The organism is Kribbella sp. NPDC051587 (assembly GCF_044453945.1).
Lineage (GTDB): Bacteria > Actinomycetota > Actinomycetes > Propionibacteriales > Kribbellaceae > Kribbella.
Window position 1 is genome coordinate 210,330 of record NZ_JBITDE010000010.1, and the last position, 21,083, is coordinate 231,412.

General features: G+C 68.3%; 19 protein-coding genes. 9 read left to right on the plus strand and 10 right to left on the minus strand.

What is annotated here, in order from left to right; translation table 11 throughout:
* Positions 1-30 precede the first annotated feature (30 nt).
* A complete protein-coding gene (locus tag ACIA49_RS30470; RefSeq protein ID WP_396381095.1) occupies positions 31-966 on the plus strand; it encodes an ATP-binding cassette domain-containing protein in 936 nt (311 codons plus the stop codon).
* Positions 966-1,754, plus strand: a complete 789-nt coding sequence (locus ACIA49_RS30475) for an ABC transporter permease (RefSeq protein ID WP_396381096.1) — start codon at positions 966-968, stop codon at positions 1,752-1,754. The genes ACIA49_RS30470 and ACIA49_RS30475 overlap by 1 nt, the downstream gene beginning before the upstream one ends.
* On the opposite strand, the gene ACIA49_RS30480 is transcribed toward ACIA49_RS30475, so the two are convergent.
* Positions 1,751-2,434: a pyridoxamine 5'-phosphate oxidase family protein gene (locus ACIA49_RS30480; protein WP_396381097.1), complete on the minus strand. Its 684-nt coding sequence runs from the start codon at positions 2,432-2,434 to the stop codon at positions 1,751-1,753. The two genes, ACIA49_RS30475 and ACIA49_RS30480, sit on opposite strands and share 4 nt — an antisense overlap.
* A gap of 69 nt (positions 2,435-2,503) precedes the next feature.
* Between ACIA49_RS30480 and ACIA49_RS30485 the strand changes: the two genes are divergently transcribed.
* The gene (locus ACIA49_RS30485; protein ID WP_396381098.1) at positions 2,504-3,877 is read left to right on the plus strand and encodes a PLP-dependent aminotransferase family protein; all 1,374 of its coding nucleotides are present in this window, start codon (positions 2,504-2,506) and stop codon (positions 3,875-3,877) included.
* Here ACIA49_RS30485 and ACIA49_RS30490 read toward each other — a convergent pair.
* Genes ACIA49_RS30490 through ACIA49_RS30500 form a run of 3 tightly spaced genes read right to left on the minus strand, consistent with a single transcriptional unit; the run spans position 3,874 to position 8,425 of the window.
* Positions 3,874-4,713 (minus strand): glycoside hydrolase family 43 protein, encoded by an 840-nt coding sequence (locus tag ACIA49_RS30490; protein ID WP_396381100.1) that lies wholly within the window; start codon positions 4,711-4,713, stop codon positions 3,874-3,876. The genes ACIA49_RS30485 and ACIA49_RS30490 overlap by 4 nt on opposite strands.
* Position 4,714: 1 nt before the next feature.
* The gene (locus ACIA49_RS30495) at positions 4,715-6,922 is read right to left on the minus strand and encodes a family 43 glycosylhydrolase (protein WP_396381101.1); all 2,208 of its coding nucleotides are present in this window, start codon (positions 6,920-6,922) and stop codon (positions 4,715-4,717) included.
* A 15-nt stretch (positions 6,923-6,937) separates the two neighbouring features.
* Complete coding sequence (locus ACIA49_RS30500) at positions 6,938-8,425, minus strand: alpha-N-arabinofuranosidase (protein ID WP_396381102.1); 1,488 nt, start codon at positions 8,423-8,425, stop codon at positions 6,938-6,940.
* Positions 8,426-8,554: 129 nt separating this feature from the next.
* Here ACIA49_RS30500 and ACIA49_RS30505 point away from each other — a divergent pair, with 129 nt between their 5' ends.
* On the plus strand, positions 8,555-9,565 hold the full coding sequence (locus tag ACIA49_RS30505; RefSeq protein WP_396381103.1) for a LacI family DNA-binding transcriptional regulator: 1,011 nt from the start codon (positions 8,555-8,557) through the stop codon (positions 9,563-9,565).
* On the opposite strand, the gene ACIA49_RS30510 is transcribed toward ACIA49_RS30505, so the two are convergent.
* Positions 9,562-11,265: a M14 family metallopeptidase gene (locus ACIA49_RS30510; protein WP_396381105.1), complete on the minus strand. Its 1,704-nt coding sequence runs from the start codon at positions 11,263-11,265 to the stop codon at positions 9,562-9,564. The genes ACIA49_RS30505 and ACIA49_RS30510 overlap by 4 nt on opposite strands.
* A gap of 842 nt (positions 11,266-12,107) precedes the next feature.
* Complete coding sequence (locus tag ACIA49_RS30515; protein ID WP_396381106.1) at positions 12,108-13,238, minus strand: FAD-dependent oxidoreductase; 1,131 nt, start codon at positions 13,236-13,238, stop codon at positions 12,108-12,110.
* Between the two features lie 78 nt (positions 13,239-13,316).
* Here ACIA49_RS30515 and ACIA49_RS30520 point away from each other — a divergent pair, with 78 nt between their 5' ends.
* A complete protein-coding gene (locus ACIA49_RS30520; protein WP_396381108.1) occupies positions 13,317-13,868 on the plus strand; it encodes a TetR family transcriptional regulator in 552 nt (183 codons plus the stop codon).
* Here the strand turns inward: ACIA49_RS30520 and ACIA49_RS30525 are convergent.
* From ACIA49_RS30525 to ACIA49_RS30535, 3 genes are all read right to left on the minus strand, one after another.
* Positions 13,861-14,622, minus strand: a complete 762-nt coding sequence (locus ACIA49_RS30525; protein WP_396381110.1) for a sugar phosphate isomerase/epimerase family protein — start codon at positions 14,620-14,622, stop codon at positions 13,861-13,863. The two genes, ACIA49_RS30520 and ACIA49_RS30525, sit on opposite strands and share 8 nt — an antisense overlap.
* 2 nt (positions 14,623-14,624) lie before the next feature.
* Complete coding sequence (locus ACIA49_RS30530; RefSeq protein ID WP_396381111.1) at positions 14,625-16,646, minus strand: DUF4328 domain-containing protein; 2,022 nt, start codon at positions 16,644-16,646, stop codon at positions 14,625-14,627.
* A gap of 258 nt (positions 16,647-16,904) precedes the next feature.
* Positions 16,905-17,633, minus strand: coding sequence for a DUF4328 domain-containing protein (locus ACIA49_RS30535; RefSeq protein WP_396381112.1), 729 nt, complete (start codon positions 17,631-17,633; stop codon positions 16,905-16,907).
* A gap of 68 nt (positions 17,634-17,701) precedes the next feature.
* Here ACIA49_RS30535 and ACIA49_RS30540 point away from each other — a divergent pair, with 68 nt between their 5' ends.
* Positions 17,702-18,202, plus strand: coding sequence for a methylated-DNA--[protein]-cysteine S-methyltransferase (locus ACIA49_RS30540; RefSeq protein ID WP_396381113.1), 501 nt, complete (start codon positions 17,702-17,704; stop codon positions 18,200-18,202).
* 162 nt (positions 18,203-18,364) lie between these two features.
* Complete coding sequence (locus tag ACIA49_RS30545) at positions 18,365-18,682, plus strand: hypothetical protein (protein WP_396381115.1); 318 nt, start codon at positions 18,365-18,367, stop codon at positions 18,680-18,682.
* Positions 18,683-18,747: 65 nt separating this feature from the next.
* Here ACIA49_RS30545 and ACIA49_RS30550 read toward each other — a convergent pair whose 3' ends face one another.
* Positions 18,748-19,494, minus strand: coding sequence for a DUF5324 family protein (locus tag ACIA49_RS30550; protein ID WP_396381117.1), 747 nt, complete (start codon positions 19,492-19,494; stop codon positions 18,748-18,750).
* 156 nt (positions 19,495-19,650) lie between these two features.
* Here ACIA49_RS30550 and ACIA49_RS30555 point away from each other — a divergent pair, with 156 nt between their 5' ends.
* On the plus strand, positions 19,651-20,193 hold the full coding sequence (locus ACIA49_RS30555; protein WP_391544148.1) for a peptidylprolyl isomerase: 543 nt from the start codon (positions 19,651-19,653) through the stop codon (positions 20,191-20,193).
* A gap of 60 nt (positions 20,194-20,253) precedes the next feature.
* Positions 20,254-21,006 carry a rhomboid family intramembrane serine protease gene (locus ACIA49_RS30560; RefSeq protein ID WP_396381119.1) on the plus strand — a complete coding sequence of 251 codons (753 nt, stop codon included), beginning with the start codon at positions 20,254-20,256 and terminating at the stop codon, positions 21,004-21,006.
* Positions 21,007-21,083: the final 77 nt, after the last annotated feature.

Consider the following 21,083-nt stretch of genomic DNA (forward strand, 5'->3'; position numbering starts at 1 on the left):
GCGCAAGCCTGCCCGGAAACAGGAACAGTCATGCCCGTAGCGATCGAAGCCCGCGGACTGCACAAGTCCTACGGCGACAAGCTCGTCCTCGACGGTATCGACCTGACCGTTGCCCAAGGCACCATCTTCGCCCTGCTCGGGCCGAACGGCGCCGGCAAGACGACGGCGGTCCAGATCCTGTCCACGCTGATCACCGCCGATGCCGGCCAGATCCGGGTGGCCGGACACGACCTGTACGCCGATGCGGACGCCGTCCGCGCCGCGATCGGGGTCACCGGCCAGTTCTCCGCGGTCGACGGTCTGCTGACCGGCCGGGAGAACCTGATCATGATGGCCGACCTGTACCACCTCGGCCGCGCGGCCGGCCGGGAGCGGGCCGACCAGCTGCTCGAGCAGTTCGACCTGGTCGACGCCGGAGCGAAGCTCGCGATGACGTACTCCGGCGGCATGAAGCGCCGGCTCGACCTGGCGATGACGCTGGTCGGCAGTCCGCAGATCATCTTTCTCGACGAGCCGACCACGGGTCTCGACCCGCGCAGCCGGCACAGCATGTGGACGATGATCCGGGAGCTCGTCGCCGGTGGCGTCACGGTCATGCTCACCACGCAGTACCTGGAAGAGGCCGACCAGTTGGCCGACAGGATCGCCGTACTGGATCACGGTCGCCTGGTCGCGCAGGGGACGCCGGAGGAGCTCAAGCGGCTCGTGCCCGGTGGACACGTCCAGCTCCGGTTCAACTCGCCGGACGACTTCACCCGCGCTGGTCAGGCGCTGCCGACCGCGCTGCCCAACCAGGATGCGTTGACGCTGCAGGTGCCGAACGACGGCAGCGTGCACGCGCTGCGCGATCTGCTGGCCCGGATCGAGACCGCCGCGGTCGACGTCAGCGAACTCACCGTCCACACCCCCGACCTCGACGACGTGTTCTTCGCCGTCACCCACTCCGAAGAGAAGGTAGCCCGCTGATGAGCACCACGTCGTACGCCCTGGCCGACACCGGCACCATGCTGCGCCGCAACCTGCGGCACTCGCTGCGCTATCCGTCGCTCGCGATCGGTGCGGTCGGGATGCCGATCATCATGCTGCTGCTGTTCGGACTCGTCTTCGGCGACACCTTCTCGGCCGGGATCGGTGGCGGCGGGTTCGATTACCTCAACTTCCTCACGCCAGGTCTGCTGTTGATGTCGATCGCGTCCGGGACGATGTCACCCGCGATCGGCGCGGCCGTCGACATGACCGAGGGCATCGTCGCCCGCTTCCGCACGATGGCGATCTACCGGCCGTCCGTGCTGGCCGGGCACGTGCTGGGCAACGTCGTACTGACCACCATCAGCCTGGCCTTCGTGATCGGCTTCGCGATCCTGATCGGCTTCCGCCCGAACGCCTCCCTGGTGGACTGGCTACTGGCCGCCGGGTTGCTGATCCTGGTCACCATCGCGCTCACCTGGTTCGCGATCGCGCTCGGCCTGATCAGCAAGACCGCCGAGGGCGCGAGCAACATCGTGCTGCCGATCAGCTTCGTGCTGCCCTTCCTCAGCAACACCTTCCTGCCGCTGGAGTCGATGCCGAGCGGCATCCGGTGGTTCGCCGAGTACCAGCCGTTCACGCCGATCATCGAGACGCTGCGCCACCTGCTCGTCGGTGCGCCGGCCTCCGCCGGCTCGGGTTGGCTCGCGATCGCGTGGTGCATCGCGATCACGATCGTCGGCTACTTCTGGGCGCAGAAGAGCTACAACAAGGGCACGGCGGCTTAGGAGGGTGCGCCGAGTTGGTTGGCCCGGGTGCGGACGTGGGCGGGGACCAGCAGATCGCAGTCGGAGTTGGTGATCGGCTCGTCGGCAACGACCCGGAGCGGGACCACGCCGGTCCAGTGCGGGAGGTCCACGTCCTCGGGTTCGTCATTAGCCTCACCGGAGCGGGTCTTCACGGACGCCTCGGTGAGGTCGAGCGCGAGCACCGACGTCTTGGCCAGCTCCTTGCGGTTCGGCGCCCTCGTGCCAGAGGAGCGACCGGGGACTAAGTGGTCAACGATCCTGTTCAGGCCGTGCAGCTTCTCCTCCGGGTCGGTGATCAGCCGCGGTACGCCGAAGATCACCGCCGACCGGTAGTTGACCGAGTGATGGAACGCCGAGCGTGCCAGGACAAGCCCGTCCGCATGAGTGACCGTCACACACACCGTCTGGTCCGGCGCGGCGACCACACTGCGCGCCGCCACCGACCCGTGCAGGTACAACGTCCCATCCGGTCCACGGTCGAGGTCCACGCCGTACGCCGTCGGCAGGACCAGCGGTGCACCGTCGACCACGACACCGAGGTGACAAAACATCCCCTCGGCCAGTACGTCGTACAGGGCCTCCCGCTCCGTCGCGCCACGATGCTTCTCCCGGCGCAACGAGGTCCGAGCGGTCGGCTGCAGCGGCGTCGTCGTGGTCATATGTCCAGCGTGACGGCCGGAGTGGCATGCTGGCACGGTCCATTCCCACGCGAATCGAGTAGTCCATTCGTGGAGAGTTCACTCCCGCTCGTGATCGACCGCAGTGCTGGAACAGCGCTGCATCTGCAGCTGGCCGAGCAGTTTCGGGCGGCGGTGATGGACGGTCGCCTTCAGGCTGGACACCGGCTGCCGTCGACTCGGGAGGTGGCGCGGCAGCTGGGGGTTTCGCGGGCGGTGGCGCAGGCGGCGTATGACCAGCTGCATGCGGAGGGCTGGATCGAGGGGCGGACGGGGGCCGGGACCTTCGTCACGGATGTCGCGCCGCTGCGGCCGGCGGAGCCTCGCCGTACGACGGTTCGGCCGGCGCCGGCCGCTGAGCTGCTCACGCTGCGTCCCGGCATCCCGTTCATCGACCCGACGCCGGATCCGGGCTGGCGCCGCGCCTGGCGGGAGGTCTCCGCCCAGTCACCACCTCGCGGGTACGACGATGCCGCCGGCCTCCCGGCATTGCGAAGCGCGCTGGCCGAGCATGTGGGCCGGGTGCGCGGGATCGCGTGCGGACCGGAGAACATCCTGGTCACGAACGGGACCGTGCACGGGCTGCGGCTGTTGCTCGCGGTGACGCGACAGCCCGGGGACCGGATCGCGATCGAGGACCCCGGCTATCTCAACGCGGTCGCCGCCGCGGCGGACCACCGGCTCGAGATAGTCGACGTACCGGTCGATCGGGACGGCCTGCAGGTGTCGGCGCTCACCGACGATCTGCCCGCGGTCTACGTGACGCCGTCGCACCAGTATCCGCTCGGCGGTCGGCTACCCGTTGCCCGACGCAACGAGTTGATCCGGTGGGCACGCCGTACCGGCGCGATGCTGATCGAGGACGACTACGACAGCGAGTTCCGCTTCGACGTCGCGCCACTCCCGGCGCTCGCGCAGCTCGACCTCGATCGCGTCGTCCACCTCGGCACGCTCTCCAAAACCCTCAGCCCGGCCCTCCGCCTCGGCTGGCTCGTCGCCTCCGAACCCACCGTCGACCGCCTCACCACCTTCCGCGCGAACTCCGGCGACTGGCCCGGCTGGCCGATGCAGGCCGCCCTCCTCGCCATGCTCCGCGACGGCTACCTCGACCACGCCATCCGCAAACACCGACGCCGGTACGCCGAACGCCGTACCCGCACGTGTTCCGTCCTCGCCCCCTACGGCCGAATCATCGGCCAAGACGCCGGCCTCCACATCACCCTCCTCCTGCCCGACCACCTCGACGACCGCAAAGTCTCCGCCCAAGCCCGCGAAGCCGGCGTCGCAGTAGCCCCCCTCTCCGACTACCGCCGCTCCACCCCAGGCCCACCCGGCCTGGTCATCGGCTACGCCACCCCCACCACAGAGGACCTCCATCAGGCCCTTGTGATCCTGACCGAAGTCCTGACCCAGGTCGGCAGCTAGGGCTGTACGACGGGGGTGTCGCCGGACCAGGTGAGTTCGGCGATGTGCATGGTGCGGCCGCGGGGGTCGCTGCCAACCTGGGTCGGGTCCCAGGCGTGGTAGACGAAGTAGTCGTGCTCGCCGACCGGAAGGACCATGTTGTGGCCGGGGCCGCCGGGACCCGAGAGGATCGGGTCGCCGGACTTGGTGAAGGGTCCGAGGGGGCTCGGGCCGACTGCGTGGCCTACTGCGTAGTCGGCGCGGTCGAAGGCGTTGGCTGAGTAGAAGAGGTGGTAGCGGCCGTTGCGTTCGACCAGGTAGGGCGCCTCGACGAGGGCGCCTTCCCAGGGGAGGTCTTGTTTGATCAGGCGGTACGACGGGCCGGTGCGGGCGAGGCCGTCGTCGGTCAGGCGTTGGGCGTAGATCCAGGTGTCGACACCGATGGCGTTGCCGTCGTTCTTCCAGAGGAGCCAGTCGCGGAAGGGGGACGCATCGATCGAGCCGCCCTCGTCGGCTTGGCTGATCAGGGGACTTGGCGATTTGTCGACATAGGGACCTTCGGGGTTCGCGGACTCGGCGACACCGACTGCCTGGTGGCCGGTGGCCGGGTCGGCGGAGGTGTAGTACATCAGGTAGCGATGGGGGCTGTGGGCAACTACCTCGGGAGCCCAGACGCGGCCGGGGGTGGTCCACGCCGGCAACGTGGGGAGCGCGTCGCCGACGGGCTCCCACACCTTCAGGTCCGCCGACCTGAGGGTTTGCACGTTGCCGAGCGGCCCGTTCGTCGCGAACGCGTAGAACACGTCGGCTACCGCCAGGACGAACGGGTCGGCGAAGTTCTCGCCGTAGACCTCCATCTCACTTGCTCTCGTAGAACCGCAGGTAGTCGAACGTCGCCACCGGCGGCGGGTTCGCGCCGGTGAACTCGCCGTGCGCGAAGAGCCCGAGCTTGGCCGGAGCCGACAGCACCCACGACGCACCCCAGGTCCAGTGCTTGCCGTCGACGCTCGTACCCGCCCGGTAGACGTGCTCACCAGCCGCGTTCTTGTGGTACGCCAGCCGCATCCACTGCGTCGGCGCCGACCGCCCGATCGCGGCACCGCCGTAGCTCGTCGCGCCGTCCGACGCCCGCGCCACCAGCTCACGCCCGTACTCGATCTGCCGCGTCTTCCAGATCGCCACGTTCCCGAGCCGCGCGAAGTCGTTGTCGTTCAGGTAGGCGATCATCCCGGCCTGCTGGTAGTTGCGGACATCCCCCGATCCCGTATCGAGGTGCAGCTTCGTCTCCGCGATCCAGCTGTCCCCGGCAGGCGTGCTGTGGAACAGCAATCCTGCGTTGTTCCCGGAGCCGACCAGGTCCGCGTTCTCCAACGGCCACGACAGCTTGCCGTCGGCAACGACCGCCTTCGCGTCCGGACGCACCCACGACCACTCCGCACCGAGCGGACCACCGAAGTCATCACCCGCGAGCAGCTTCCCAGTCTCCGGTACGGCGGCCAACCGTCGTACCGGCGTTGCCACCGGCCGCACGGTCAGGTTGTCGACCTCGGCCGAACCGAGCCACCGCACCGGCGCAGCCTTCAGCTTCAACCCCGGTACGACGAGTTGTGCCTCGGCGTACACGTCACCCAGCCCGGCGTCGTTCACGCGCGCGGTCACTGTCGAGCCCGACACCTGGACGACCAGCTTGTTCCACTGCGAGCGGTCGAAGTCGGCCGGCAACGCAGCAGACGCCATACGACGTCCTGCCGCGACCGTCACCTTGCCCTGAGCCACGGTTGCCACAACCTGGTGACCACCGAGCACCGTACTGAACGAAGAGCCCAACCGAACGTCAGCCTCCACCCGCACCGAACCAGCCGCAGCGGACTTGCGGGTCTGCGCGGCTCCGGCGATCGCTGCGGTCGGACCACCGAGCGCATCGCCCGGGCGCCTCGACGCGAACAGCAGACCGCCGGCCGGGTCGGTCGAGTTGATCCCCAGACCCGATCCGGTGACAGGTGCCGGGACCGGACCCTCGGACGGACCGGCACCGGCCCTGGTCCGCGGCCAGCCGTCGATCCAGTCGATGTTGTCGATCAGCATCGGCCGCCGGTTGATCCCGAACGGGTCGGTCAACCAGGCCTGGTTGCGATCGATCGCGTGGTAGACGATGTGGTCCTGACCGGCCGCGTCGGTGATGAACGCGTGATGCCCGGGCCCGATCCACTTGTTGCCGTTCTGCGTGATGACCGTCGTACCGCCGACGCGCGATTCCGTCATCGCGACACCGTCCGCGTCCAGGAACGGACCCTTAGGCGAGCGAGACCGACCAGCGAAGACCGAGTAGCCGGTCGTCGGGCCGGCGCAGCAGTTCATCGACGACGCCATCAGGTAGTAGTAACCGTCGCGATAGACGACGTACGAGCCTTCGTAGCGGTCGCCGATCGTCACCTGGGTCGGTTCGCCAACCGCATGCATACCGTCCGGGGACAGTTCGGTGACCGAGATGCCGCCATAGAAACCGCCGTAGTACATGTACCGCTTGCCGTCGGCCGCGGTCAGCAGCGCCGGGTCGATGGTGTTGTACCAGCCACCGTTCCCGTCCGACTTCGGCGTGACCACTGGACCGTCACCAGCGGTCCACGGTCCGGCCGGCGTCGGTGCAGTCGCGACGCCGATCGCAAAGTCGCCGCCGGGGTTGGCTGCGGTGTCTGTGACGGTGAAGTACATGACGTACTTGCCGTCGAAGTACCGGATGTCCGGTGCCCAGAAGAACGAGCCCGGTGCCGCCCAGGACGGCTTGGTCTGGTCGTTGAAGACCGTGCCCAGGTACTCCCAGGAGCTGAAGTCCTTGGTCCGCGCCATGTGCATCAGGCCGAACGGGCCGTTCGCGACCAGTGGGTCCGAGGTGGCGTAGGCGTACCAGTAGCCGTCCCGGCCCTGGATGATCGACGGGTCGGCGAAGGTGTCGGCGAAGCTCGACGAGATCGCGTTGGTGGTGGTCACTGGTGGAGGTGCAGCGGTGGCGGCCGTCGTACCGGCGGTCACCGCGGCAACGGCAAGAGCTGCGGCCAGGAGTTTCACGGGCGGGTTCCCCTCTTAGGTCAGCTGAATCAGATGCCACGAAGCCGGTGGCAGCGTGGCGGTGCAGACGCCGTCGACGATCTCGGTCCCCTCGATCACCCGGGGTACCACCCGGTCCGGATCGTCGGCCGTGTTCACGGCGGTGCGGTCGTCGTCGTACAGGGCAAGGTGCTGAGCGACCTTCAGGCCGCCGACCGGGATCTCCAGGTCGACCTTGTCGGTCTCGCTCCGGTTCACGACGAAGATGGCGATCTCGCCGGTTTTCTCGTCGTACGTCGCCGTGCTCCACAGCGCGGGGACACGGCCGAAGGCCTTCGTGTCGATCTGCGGTGCGTCGCTGATCGCGGTCTGCAGCACGGTCGGACCGGCGTACTTCGCGGTCAGGGCGAACGGGTGGAAGATGCTCTGCCGCCAGGAGCGACCGCCCGGCTCGGTCCGGATCGGGCCGATCACGTTGACCAGTTGCGCAAGGCAAGCGATCTTCACCCGGTCGGCGTGCCGGAGCAGGGTGATCAGCAGGCTGCCGACCACGACCGCGTCGTCGACCGTGTAGGTGTCCTCGATCAGCGGGCCGACCTCACGGATGCCGAGGCCGAGCTCACCGGGGAAGTCCTGCTGACGCCAGACGTTCCACTCGTCGAAGGAGAGCGTGATCTCCTTCTGGCTGCGCTTGAGCGCCTTGACGTGATCGGTGGTCGCGATCACCGACGAGATCATCCGGTCCATGTCCTCGGCCGCGGCCAGGAAGCTGGTCTGGTCACCGTCGCGGGGTTCGTAGTACGCGTGCAGGCTGATGTGGTCGACCAGCTCGTAGGTGCGCTCGAGGACGATCCGCTCCCATTCGCCGAACGTCGGCATCCCGGCGTTGCTGGATCCACACGCGACCAGTTCGAGATCGGGATCGACGCGGCGCATCGCGTTCGCGGTCTCCTCGGCCAGCCGCGCGTACTCCTCGGCGGTCTTGTGGCCGATCTGCCAGGGCCCGTCCATCTCATTGCCAAGGCACCAGACCTTTATCCCGTACGGCGCCTCGTGGCCGTTGGCGACCCGGCGGTCGGGGAGCTCGGTGCCGGCCGGCAGGTTGGTGTACGACAGCAGCTCCACGGCCTCCTTGATGCCGCGGGTGCCGAGGTTGACCGCCCAGACCGGCTCGACCCCGGCCTTGCCGGCCCAGGCGACGAACTCGTCGGTGCCGAACTGGTTCGGCTCGATCGCCCGCCAGGCCAGGTCCAGCCGACGCGGTCGCTGGTCCTTGGGACCGACGCCGTCCTCCCAGTCGTAGTTCGAGACGAAGTTGCCGCCGGGATAGCGGACCGCGGTCACGCCGAGCTCGCGGACCAGGTCGAGGACGTCGCCGCGGAAACCGTCCGCGTCGGCGGCCGGATGCCCGGGCTCGTAGATCCCGGTGTACACACAGCGGCCCATGTGTTCGACGAACGACCCGAACAACCGCCGGTCCACCGCGCCGACGACGAACGCCGGATCCACCACCAGCCGGGCCATGAAACCTCCACCAAAGAGAGCATTACAACGTTTACCGTGGATTCTTACAACGATTGACATCCGCGGTAAAGGGTTCACCGTGCGCGAGCGTGGCACACTCGGGCGACAGGTCGGTGACAGGAGGTTCGGATGGCGACCAGGCTGAGCGATGTGGCGGCGCGGGCCGGGGTGTCGGTGAAGACGGTGTCGAACGTGATCAACGACTACCCGCACATCACCGCGCACACCCGGGCCAAGGTCGAGGCCGCGATCGCCGACCTGGACTACCGGCCGAACGTGAGCGCCCGGTCGCTGCGCAAGGGCCGCTCCGACTTCATCGCGCTGGCGATCCCGGAGATGGCCTCGCCGTACTTCGCCGAGCTCGGCGCCGCGTTCTCCCGGGCCGCCAAGAAGCGCGGCATCACCGTGCTGATCGAGCAGACCGAGGGCGAGCCGGCCGCCGAGCAGATGGTCCTGGACGGGATGCGCGGTCAGCTGATCGACGGCATCGTCTTCTCCCCGATCACCAGTACGCCGGCCAAGATCGGTGCCGCGGTGGGCAGCGGGAAGCCGCTCATCCTGCTCGGCGAGCGGACGACCGGCGGCACGTTCGATCACGTCGCCGTCGATTCGGTCCAAGCGGCGTACGACGCGACCACGCATCTCGTCTCGCTCGGCCGGACCCGGATCGCGGCCGTCGGTGTCGGTGGCGGCGGCGCGTCGGGGACAGGCGCCGTACGACGTCGTGGTTATCGGAAGGCGTTGAAGGCGGCCGGGCTCACCCACGACCCGGCACTTGAGCTGGCCGGCACCGGCTATCACCGGCTGGACGGCGCGGCCGCGATGCGCCAACTGTTGGAGCTGCCCGAGCCACCGGACGCGGTGTTCTGCTTCAACGACCTGCTGGCGCTCGGCGCCCTGCGCACGCTGGCCGATGCAGGCCTGTCGGTCCCGGACGATGTGGCCGTCGTCGGCTTCGACGACATCGAGGACGGCCGCTATCACTCGCCATCCCTGACCACGATCTCGCCGGACAAGGAATGGCTGGCCGACCAGACCGTCTCCCTCCTGCTCGAGCGGATCGGCGGGAGCGGTGAGGCTGCGCGTCGCAACCTCACCGTCCCTTACACACTAGAGATTCGCGAGTCGAGCGCCGGTTAGAAGGTTGACGAGCAGGTTGTGAGGTTGGCCGTCACGCTCGCGCCGCGGGCGACGGTGACCTGACGGGTCTCCAGCACCTGGCCGGTCGGGCGCTCACAGGTCAGCGTCCACGACTCGGTACCGCCACCGTTCTGGATGGTGATCGGTCGCGTGGACGGGTTGGTGTGCCACGTGTAGGTCCCACCCGCGGGCACCGTCATCGTGGTCTCCAGGACGTCGGGCAGCAGCGTGCCGTTCCACGTCTTGGTGTTGAAGGATTTCTTCAGCCGCAGTACGGCGCCGGCCGGGCCGGTACCGGTGACGATCGAGTGCCGGGCCGGGTTGATGGTGGACTCGGCGGCGAGCAGGTACGCCTCACGGTTCCCCTTGCCCGCCGTACTGCCGGAGCCGAAGTACATGTTCACGACGTTCGAGAACGCCGGGTGGAAGCTGCTCGCGCCGTGCTCGAAGGTGAACCCGAGCCCACCGGTTGCGTAGTACGACCAGTCCTCGGTGGTGCCGGTGGTGTCGTACAGCTGGTACGCCTTCTGGCTGGTGTAGCCGTTCTGCGCGGCCATCAGGTCACCGAGGGACTTGTACATCGCCTCGTCCGGAGTGTTCGCCGCACTCGCGTAGCCCGGCTCACGCAGTACCAGGTTGGAGTAGGTGTGGTTGGTGATCAGCGTGGTCACCTGCTGCGAGGAGACCAGCGCCTGGATGTTGCGCGACTCCGGCTCGCTGAACGCGCTCGCACCCCGGTAGGTCTCGCTGGTCAGGCTGGTCGACGCACCCGGACCGCCCCAGAAGCCGGAGTAGTTGCGGTTCAGGTCGGTCCCGCGGGACTGGTTCGACGACTGCGCGCACTGGCCGGCGGTCGGGATCTGCCCGTTGGTGATCCGGCAGTTCTTCCGCTTCATCTCGTAGCCGAGGGTGCGGCTCAGGTTGAAGCCGTCCGGGTTCACCACCGGCACGATGATCACCTTGGACTTCTCCAGGATGTTCGTGATCCGGGTGTCGGTGCCGTCGTTCTTCAACAGGTCGTAGGCGAACTCGATGGTCAGCTCACCCGACGGCCACTCGCGCGCGTGGTGCAGACCCATCATCACGAACACCGGCTTGCCGCTGCTGGTCGCGACGTTGTGCGAGATCTCCAGGCCCTGGACGGTCCGGCCCTCGAGCGACTTCTCCTTGAGGTTGAACAGCTTCGCCTTGGTCGGGTACTGCTGCGCCAGGCTCGCCAGGTCGTTGGTGAAGTCCGCCAACTGCCGGTACGCCGTCCTGCCACTGGGCAAGGTGGCCAGCACGGCTTTGTTCTTCACCGCCTTGGCGTACTCGGCGTCGGCCTTCTCGCGCTCGCGGTCGGCGCCTTCCAGGTCGTCCTCCAGGACCGACCAGGTGAACCCGGCCAGGGTCAGCAGCCGGAGATCACTCTTGCCATAGGCAACAATGTCGGTGTACGTCGGACCGGCCGACTCGGCCAGGTCGAGATCGAGGCTGGTCAGTCGCTTACGGTCGGACTGCGTCGGGGTGTTGACCCGGAGCAGCTGGATCAGCTCGTCGTTCTGCTCTGCCACGGCCTTGCGGTCCGGTGGCGCCGAGGCCTGCACGGCGGCAGGCAGTTGGCTCCCGGCACCGACGGCGAGGACGGCCGCCAGTGCGAGGGGAACGAGTCGAGTCCATCGGGCGGGACGGAACACGATGACCTCCAGTAGTTGAGGCATTGCATGCGGTAACTGGAGCGTAGAGGTCGCACCCCTCCCGCGGAAGCGATTCCCCGCGCGGCGAGGGCTAACCTTCGCCCCCTCTCCCCGCAACGTCCGAACAACCGGAGGGCCCGTCTCCGCTCCTTCGGACGTTAGGCCCGGCACCCCGTCAACGTCCGAAGAGGTGCAGTACGTCGTCAGCGTGTCTTCGGACGTAACGCTTGACCCCCGTTACGTCCGAAGGATCGAAGGGCCCGTCTCCGGTTTTTCGGACGTTACGCCCGGCACCCCGTTAACGTCCGAAGGATCGGAGGGCCTGCCTCCGGTTTTTCGGACGTTATGGCGGGGCGGGGTGGGTGCGCTGGGTTTGCGGGGAGTTGCTGCCGCTAGGTGGCAGTAGATCCGCGCAAAGGGTGGGGCGGGGGTGGGGGGATCGCCCGCCTTCGGCGGGCACTGGGCCTTCGGGGGTGCGCGTTGCGGTGGCTGGGGTGGGTGGCGAGGCCCGGCGAGTGGCGTACTGGTTGTTTGAGGTTCTGGGTTGTGGCTGGGGTTTATGCGGGGGTTGCTTGTTGGGTTGGGGAGGGTTTTGTGCCGGTGTGGGCTGATGTGCTCCCCACTCCCACTCGAACTGCGGCAGCAACCACGGCGGCGGGCCACCTGACCCGACCTCGGCGCCGCTGGCGGCAACCACAGCCCGGAACCTCAAACAACCTGTACGTCGATCGCCGGGCCTCGCCATCCCCCTCAGCCCAAGACGGCCTCAGCCACCCTCCACTGTCAATCGGCCGCAGCGGCGCTTAACCACGGCGGACGGATGCCGGCCGCATCGGAGCGACGCAGTGCCGGAGAAAGCGACGCGGTTAGGAGAGGCCGGCCAGTTGGGTGGCTAGGTTGCGGGTTGCGCTGGGGGAGCCGGCGACTAGGCGGAGTACGGCGTTGCGGAGGGGGCGGACTGGTCGGGGGACGTTCGCCAGTCGGGTGAGACGGTGGGCCAGGGCGATCACGCGGACCGCCTCCGCGCGGCTCTGTTCGGCGTACCGGTCGAGGGCGGTGTCGTCGCCGGTTTCGAGGGCGAGAGAGAGGGCGTTGGCTAGCGCGACGGCGTCTCGGATGCCGAGGTTCATGCCTTGGCCGCCAGCCGGGCTGTGGGTGTGCGCGGCGTCGCCGGCGAGCAGGACGCGGCCGGAACGGTAGGAGTCAGCCACCCGTTCGTGGATCCGGAACCGGGATCCCCAGACGACCTCGGTCACCTTCGGCGCACCTGCACGCGGGCCGCGCTCGGTGAGGAGGTGCTGGGCGTACGCGAGGTCCGGGTGTTCCGGCGCATCGGCCACCTCGGCGACCAGCCGGAACGAACCGTCCGCGAACGGCGCGACCACGAGCAGCCCGGCCGAACCGAAGTACAGGGCAACCTCGTCGGCACTCAGTCCACCGCCGACGCGGATGTCGACGAGGCTGCAGGACAGCGAGAGCGTGTCGCCGGGCATCTTCATTCCGGCGAGCTCGCGGATCGTGCTGTGCATGCCGTCGGCAGCGACGACGTACTGGGCGTCGATCACCTCACCGGTATCGAGGGTGACGTGCGCGCCCTCGGCATCCTGAGTCAGCCCGACGGCCGACCGCGGCCGCAGCACCTCACCGCCCAGCTCGATCAGCCGGTCGAGGAGGACCTTCTCGGTCACCGGCTGCGGAACCATCAGCGTGAACTGGTAGTCGGACGGCAACTCGCGCATGCTGACCGGCACGAGCATCCGGTCCCCCTCGCGAATCGCGAAGTCCTGCAGCGGCAGACCGAGCTCGATCAGGCGCTTGCTGACGCCGATCTGCTCCAGCACCTCCAGCGTCCGCGCGTGGACGACCGCGGCCCGCGAGGTGTTCGCCCCGGCGGCCAGCTTGTCGACGACCACCACGCTGTGCCCGTCCTGCCGCAGTGCGGCGCCCGCCGCGAGCCCGACCGGTCCGGCACCCACCACCACGACCTCGGCGTTCATCGTCGCCTCCTGTTTGTCAACGCTTGTTGATTTCGACGATAGCACGGAAGTCAACGGTTGTTGGCATATGCTGCAGCCATGGCGGAGCGGAAATCGGAGCGGACCCGGGCGGCGATCCTGACGGCGGCGCGGGAGCGGTTCGGCGCCGACGGGTACGAGCGCGCGACGGTCCGGTCGATCGCGGCGGACGCGGCGATCGATCCGGCGATGGTGATCCGGTACTTCGGCAGCAAGGAGAAGCTGTTCGCGGAGGCGGCCGAGTTCGACATCCGGCTGCCCGACCTGAGCGACGTACCGGCCGCGGACGTGGGGACGACGCTCGTCCGGCACCTGTTCGTCCGGTGGGAGAGTGACGACACGCTGCGGGTGCTGCTGCGGACTGCGGCGACCAACGAGACGGCAGCCGAGCGGATGCGCACGGTCTTCGCCAGTCAGCTCGCTCCGACCCTGAGCCGCCTGGCTGTCGATCAGCCTGAGCTACGCGCCGGACTGGTCGCGACGCAGGCTCTGGGGTTCGCGTTGTGCCGCTACATCCTCCAGTTCCCGCCGGTGACCGCGCTGTCGGCAGACGAGGCTGTTGCGATCCTCGCGCCGACCATCACGCACTACCTGACGGGACCGCTCAGCTGAGCCAGGCACTGACAGCGGGCAGCGTCTCCGCGAGAGGCGGCAGGTGCGGGTGCCACTTGGTCTCCCACTCCAGTGAGAGCGGGTAGTCGGTGCCCTCGAGCGCGCGGAGCAGGTCCTGGATCGGGAAGTCGCCGTCCTCGATGGCCACCGGCCGGTAGTTCTGCTTCGAGTCGCTCTGCTTGATCTGGACGAACTCCAGCCACGGCTGCAGCAGTGCGAACGACTCGGCCGGAGTCTCGCCGTGTGACCAGGTGTGCGCGCTGTCCCAGATCACCCGCGCGTTGTGGCCGGCGACGTTCGAGTCGATGAGCGTCAGCAGGGCTGCCATCTTCTGGCCGGCCGAGTGCGAGTCGTGCGTCTCCAGCAGGATGCGGGACTCCTTAGGCGCCGTCGCGATCCGGTCGAGGGCACGGAATTCGCCCGGGCTCGGAGCGTCCGTCGTACCGGGGTCGTCACCGGGGAAGACGCGAACCCCACGGGCGCCGAGGTCGGCGGCGAGCTCAAGGTGCGCCTCGAGCGGCTGCTCCTCGACCGCGCAGAGCTTCACGTAGCTGCTCAGCGCGAGGATCTCCAGACCGGCGTCCTCGATCCGGCTGCGGAGTTCCTGCCGCTCGGCTGCCGTCAGGTCGACGTGGGTGAACTCGTCCGGCGCGGTGCGCAGTTCGAGCCCGGTCACATCGTTGCTCTGGGCAAGCTTCAGGACCTCGTCCAGGGGTGCGCCGTGGCAGCCGAGGGTCGAGAAGGCGATCGGCACGATCAGGTCCAGCGACGGCGCGGGTGGGTCCGCGGTCCAGCCGGGTGCTCCGGCTCGGCGGGCTGCTCCGGCTGGTACGACGGGTACTCCGGCTCCGACTGCTGTCCGTAGGACTCGGTGCCGTAGCTGTAGCCGCTCTCGTACGACGTGGCCGGCTCGGTGTACTCGGAGCCGCTGTACGAGCTCGGGGTGTAGGAGTCGTACGACGAGCTCGACGGTGCGGCCGGGTCGTAGGCGCTGCTCGTGTAGTCCGAGTTGTACCCGTACTGCGGGTTGGCGTCGTAGCTGGAGTACTCCGAGGTGTACGACGACGTGTAGTCCGTGGCCGGCGTCTCGTAGGACGAGTAGCTGGTCGGCTCGTACGACGCGGCCGGGTACTCCGGGGTGCTGTAGGAGGTCTCCGGCGTGTACGACGGTTCCGGTCCGTACCCGGGGACCGGGGGGAGCGGCTTCGACGGCGTCAGGAAGTCGTCCTGCTGCGACAGCACCGGCGCCGGCTCGTAGTACCCGGCGGCGGGCGTCTCGATCACCGACGGGCTGTCCACCGCAACCCGAGCGGCCCGGCGGCCGCGCGCAACAGGGGGCGCGGGCTCAGGCTCGGGTGCGGACTCGACCGACGGTGAGGTGGTCGAGGTCAGGTAGTCAGAGGTGGTCTCGTACGACGTGTAGGGCTCGGAGTAGCTGCTCGCCCACGACGGCTCCGGGTCGGCCTGCTGCTCGGGCTGGTATGCGTACGGGTCCGGCTGGATGCTGCTGGGCTGCGCGGGCTCCTGGCTCATCCAGCGGCTCTTGGCCGCGGCCAGCGGGTCCTCGTCGCCCAGGAACTCACTCCAGGACGGCTTCAGCGGCTGGTACGCCGTCTGCTCGGCCGTGTGGCTCTCGTCCTGCCAGGTCGAGACGGCGTCGAACTGCTGGGTGGACGGTCCGGCGTCGACCTGCGGCTCGTTGGCCTGCCAGTTGTTGTCGGCGACCGGAGCGAAGGGGCTCCACTTGGGCGCCTCCTCAGCCGGCTCGTTCGCACCGAAGGGACTGCCACCGGGGGCGGCTGCACCATCACCGGGGAACGCGCTGCCTGCTGCCGCGAACGGGCTGGCGGCCGGCGGGGCAGCCTCGGCTGCCGGAGCGAACGGGCTGCCGGCCGCGGCCGCTGCGGCACCGCCGCCGGCCAACTGCAGCTCCGGCTGCCGCTCCAGGCGCCGGGTCGGCGACGAGGCCAGACCGGCCTGCGCCGAAGCGGCGATCGGCTCGGCGATGGCCGGCTGCTCGTCGGTGTCGTCGTTCGCATAGGTCGGTACGGCGGTCAGCTTGGGCTCGCGCTGGTCCCACCAGGGGGTCCACTCGCGCTCGGTCTGCATCGCGGTGATCTTCCGGATCACCAGCGTCGCGGCCACTGCCGACACCGCGGTCAGCAGCAGGGACGCCGTACCGGCGAGGGCGATTCCGCGCAGCGATCCGACCGTGGCTTCCATCCACATCAGGAAGCGGCGGACCACCACGTCGAAGGTGAGCGCGCCGATCCAGGCGACCCACCAGAAGGAGGTCAGGGACGGCGTCCGGAACCGGCGCAGGTCGTCGGCGTAGACCGGGGTCTTCGGGTCACTGGCGAGCCAGACGTCGTCGACGATCTGCTTGGGGTACCAGAGGTTGGGGCCGGGGACGAACCAGCTGGCCAGCACCCAGCCGTGGCTACGGCGGTGGTCGGCCTGGCAGAAGACCTCGGAGTTGACCCGGGCGCGCCACAGCCAGATCACGAAGACCACGGCCGCGGCGACGGAGATGATGACGTTGGGGATCGCGGTGAACTTCGCGATCGCGTCGGCCCGATTGAGATCCGCGTCGTCGACGTTCGGCATGCCACCGAGGTAGCGGTGGACCACGGAATACGTGTTCCAGTCCGACCAGGTGGAGAGCAGGTGCGTGACAGTCGACGCTCCCAGCAGTCCGATCGCGATCTTGCCGACCGTACCTACCTGCTGGAACTCTTCAGTCGCGTGCGGCTGCCACTCATCGTCTGGGCTCTGCACAGATGACAGAACTGTGGGTTGCGGGTGGCTCACGTCGTGCGTCCCTCGCGTTGCCGGAACTCCGTCTGTTAGTCGGTTCGGCCAGAACCTGCCCCCGCATGACCGAGCCACATTGATACCACGAAGTAGGTACGCCAAGGGAGCCGGTCCCAGCACGGAGGGTATCGACTTAACGTGTTCTTTTCGTACGGCCATCACCACTTGTAACGACGGATCCGACGGTGTGTAACGGTTTGGTTTACCGCGCAGGAGGTTGGCTCAGGTTGCCGGTGGCAACCGGAACGCTTGTTGTCCCTGGTCAGACGCCCACCAGGGCACCCAAGGACGGTTCGCCTGCAGGTCGTCGATGTGCGCGATCAGCTGAACGGCGAGCACGGCCGCCGCCGAGGTGGAGACCGCCGAGATCGTGGACAAGATCACGTTGGTCCGCAGGTCCCCGACCGAGTTCGTGCCACCGAGGACACCGCGCTGGACGATGTTCCCGGAGACCAGGCCGACCACCCATGTCAGCCACCACACCCAGACCAGCCGCGTCCCGGGCAGGTCGCGCAGTGACTCGGTCTGCGGCGGAGTCCGCGGGTCGCTGGCCGCGACGATGTCGTCGACCACCTGCTTGGGGTACCAGAGGTTCACCACCGGGCAGATCCAGCTGCCGAGCACCCACCCCCGGGTGAACCGGTGCTCACCCCGGCAGAACATCTCCGCGTTCCACCGCACCCGCCACAGCCACACGATGAACACCGCCGCCGCCGCGAACAGCGCGATCGCCGAGACGATCCCCAGCGATCCGGAGAACAGATCCGCCTCCGCGAGCCGATCCGGATCATCGGCGTACCGCTCGACCGTCCGATAGGAGTACCAGTCCGACCAGGTGGTCGCCCACGTGGTCACCGTGACGACGCAGATCAGTACAGAGGAGGCCAGGCCCATCGTCCGCTCGGAACTGAACCATCGGTCCAGCGGCGGTTGCGGCGGCCGGCTCGGCATGGCACCAGATGTAGCACAACACCGCGTGACCGGGCGAGAACATCAAGTCGTCGTACGACGAAGTGTCGGTGGCAGCGTGGAGGATGGGTGGCATGCGCTGGTGTGTGGTTGATTCGCCGATCGGGGAGCTGTCGCTTGCCGTGGACGACACCGGGTTGTGCCGGGTGACCTTCCAGCGGCTTGACCACCCGGCCCAGAGCGATCCGCTGTTGGAGCGGACGGCTGAGCAGTTGGCGGCGTACTTCGCCGGCGAGCTGCAGGAGTTCGACCTGCCGCTGTCGGTGCGCAGCGGCACGCAGTTCGAGCGGGCGGTCTGGAAGCAGCTGTCCCAGATCCCGTACGGCGAGATGCAGACCTACGGCGAGGTCGCGAAGATCGTCGCCGACGACGTCGGGGCGTCGCGGGCGGTCGGGACGGCGTGCAACCGCAATCCGCTGCCGATCGTGGTGCCCTGTCACCGGGTCGTCGGAGCGGGCGGGAAGATGGTCGGTTTCGGGGGCGGGATCCCGACCAAGCGGCACCTGCTGGAGCTCGAGGCCCGGGTCAGTTTCGAGACCCTGTGGTCGTGACCGCACACGCAGCGAAACCTGACGAAGATCTGACACCGACATAGCCTCGTTCGGCGCGCCTCGTTGGACAGAGCAGGACTACGGTTGCTATCAGCGATCGATTGGTCACGTTTGAAGTGGTCGATTGGTCGCGCCCTCCACCTGCCCTGGGAAGACGCCCACATGACGAAGACCCGCTCCACCACCCACCCCCACCCCGACCTGAGCGCGCTGATGGACAAGAGCGCCGAAGAGTGGTCCGCGCCCGAGATCCAGGACGCCGCGCGGGCGGCGATGCAGACCCATGCGCCGGATCGCGAGCCGATCACCCGCACCAAGCGGTTCGGCATCCTGCCCTGGGCGCACCGCAACCACGCGCTCTGCACCCACTGCGGCGGCACCTATCCCTGCATCACCCACCGCTATGCGACCCAACTGCTCTCCGCCGGCCGGTACACGATGGCCACCGGTCCCGAAGAGTCCGAGCCGCAACCGCGCTGATAGCTGGACACACGAAGGGCCGCTACCCCAGTGGGGAAGCGGCCCTTCGTGATTGCGGTGCTGGATCAGGAATCGGACGGCTTGGTGTCCGTCGACTTCCTGGGGGTGGCGGCCTTCTTCGCGGTGCCGTTGGACGCGGCCTTGACCTCCTCCTCCGCCTTGGCCTCGTCGGCCTTGGGGGTCTCCGCCTTCGGAGCCGCCGGCTTCGGCGTCTCCGTCTTGGGAGCCGTGTGGCCGTTGGCACTCTGTTCCGTCGAGGCTTGGTGACGCGGAGCCGCCGCCGAGCTGTAGTCGCGACCGCTGGTCGGCGTCGACTGCCAGGCCGGCTCCGGCGGGGTCAGCAGCTTCTTGACGGCTGCGGCCGCGAGCGCGCCGAAGCCGAGCAGCAGCACCGCCGTACGGAGCTTGTGGCTCTTCTTCGGTGCGTCGATCTCACCGCGCAGCGCGGCCTTGGTGGCCTTGCCCCGGCGCGAGCTCTCCTCGATCACCGGCTCGGCCGCGGCAGCCAGCGACGCGAGCGCCGCGGAAACCTTCGGCAGCACGTCGTCGTTGAACCGCTCCCGGGCCTTCTCGGCGGCCTGCTCGGTGGCAGGTCCCACCTTGGACAGGGCGTCGTCGATCCGCGGCCCGGCCTTCTCGACCGCGACGTGAGCCAGGTGCGCGCCCCGCTCGACAGCCTTTTCCGCGTACGGCGACACCTTCTCCCGTGCGGTGCCCACGGCCGGACCGAACCTCTCCGACGCCGTTTCGGCGAACGGCCGGACCCGATCCTTGGCGATCTCGATCCGGCCCTTGGACTTCCTCAAACCCACAGTGCCCTCCATGGACGCAACTGATACCGCTCTGGACAAATCCGGTCTCATCTGCATCGTAGCCGTACCCACCTGTCAAACCCCCGGTGCCGCGAAATCTTGGGTGGACGTGACAGGATCGATGGCGTCAGATGTAACTACCGAGGAGCGACTCCCGTGGCCGAAGAGCTGTACGCAACCCTGCAGACGACGATGGGTGACGTCGTCATCCGGTTGTTCCCGAACCAGGCACCGAAGACCGTGGAGAACTTTGTCGGTCTGGCCGAGGGCACCAAGGAGTGGACCGACGCCCAGACCGGGCAGCCGAGCCACGAGAAGTTCTACGACGGCCTGGGCTTCCACCGCGTCATCAAGGGCTTCATGATCCAGGGCGGCTGCCCGCTCGGCACCGGCACCGGTACGCCGGGCTACTCGTTCGACGACGAGATCCACCCCGAGCTGCAGTTCGACCGTCCGTACCTGCTCGCGATGGCGAACGCCGGCATCCAGTTCGGCAAGGGCACCAACGGCTCGCAGTTCTTCGTGACCGTGACGCCGACGCCGCACCTGAACCGCAAGCACACGATCTTCGGCGAGGTCGCCGACGACGCGTCGCGCAAGGTCATCGACGAGATCGCGGTGGTTCCGACCGCGGCCGCCGACCGGCCGATCGAGCCGGTCGTGATCAACCACGTGGTCATCGAGCGCAAGAACGCCTGATCCACCCCGCGGGACCGGTCAGCGGACCGGTCCCGCCGCCTGTTCCCGGAGGACCACCGCGTGACCGAACCGCCTGCCGGCCCTGTCTGCTACCGGCACCCGAACCGGCCCGCCGGCGTCCGGTGCCAGCGCTGCGACCGTCCGATCTGCCCGGACTGCATGAACAGCGCCGCGGTCGGTTTCCAGTGCCCGAACTGCTACAACGAAGGCGTCCGGTCGATCCCGCGCGCCCGCACCTCGCTGGGCGGTATCCAGCGCGGTAACCCGCAGGTCATCACGATGACCGTGCTGGCAATCAACGTGCTGGTGTTCATCGCGGTCCGCGTCGGCAGCCCGCAGCTGCTGAACGATCTGGTGATGGTCCCGGTCCTGACCGAGTCCGAGCCGTGGCGGCTGCTCACGTCGGCCTTCACCCACGTGCAGATCTTCCACATCTTCTCGAACCTGTTCATGCTGTGGCAGATCGGTCCGCCACTCGAGCAGATGCTCGGCCGGCTGCGCTTCACGATCCTCTACCTGCTGTCCGCCCTCGGCGGCAGCGTCGCGGTCTGGATCCTCAGCGCCCCCGGTACGGCGACGCTCGGTGCCTCCGGCGCTGTCCTCGGCCTGGTCGGTGCCCTGCTGGTCGTCAGCCGCGCCCGCAACCTCGACGTCACCTGGATCCTCGGCTACGTCGCGGTCACCGCCGTCCTCTCCTTCCTGATCCCGAACATCTCCTGGGAAGGTCACCTCGGCGGGTTCATCACCGGCGCGGCGGTCGCCTGGCTCTTCCTCCAGGACACCGAACGCCGCCGCAGGAAAGCCCGCCGCTAGCTCACCCGGGTTTAAGGCCTAGGCCACAATTGGCGCTCGGTTCTGTGAAGGACCGTGACACCTTCCAGTGAGCCGTG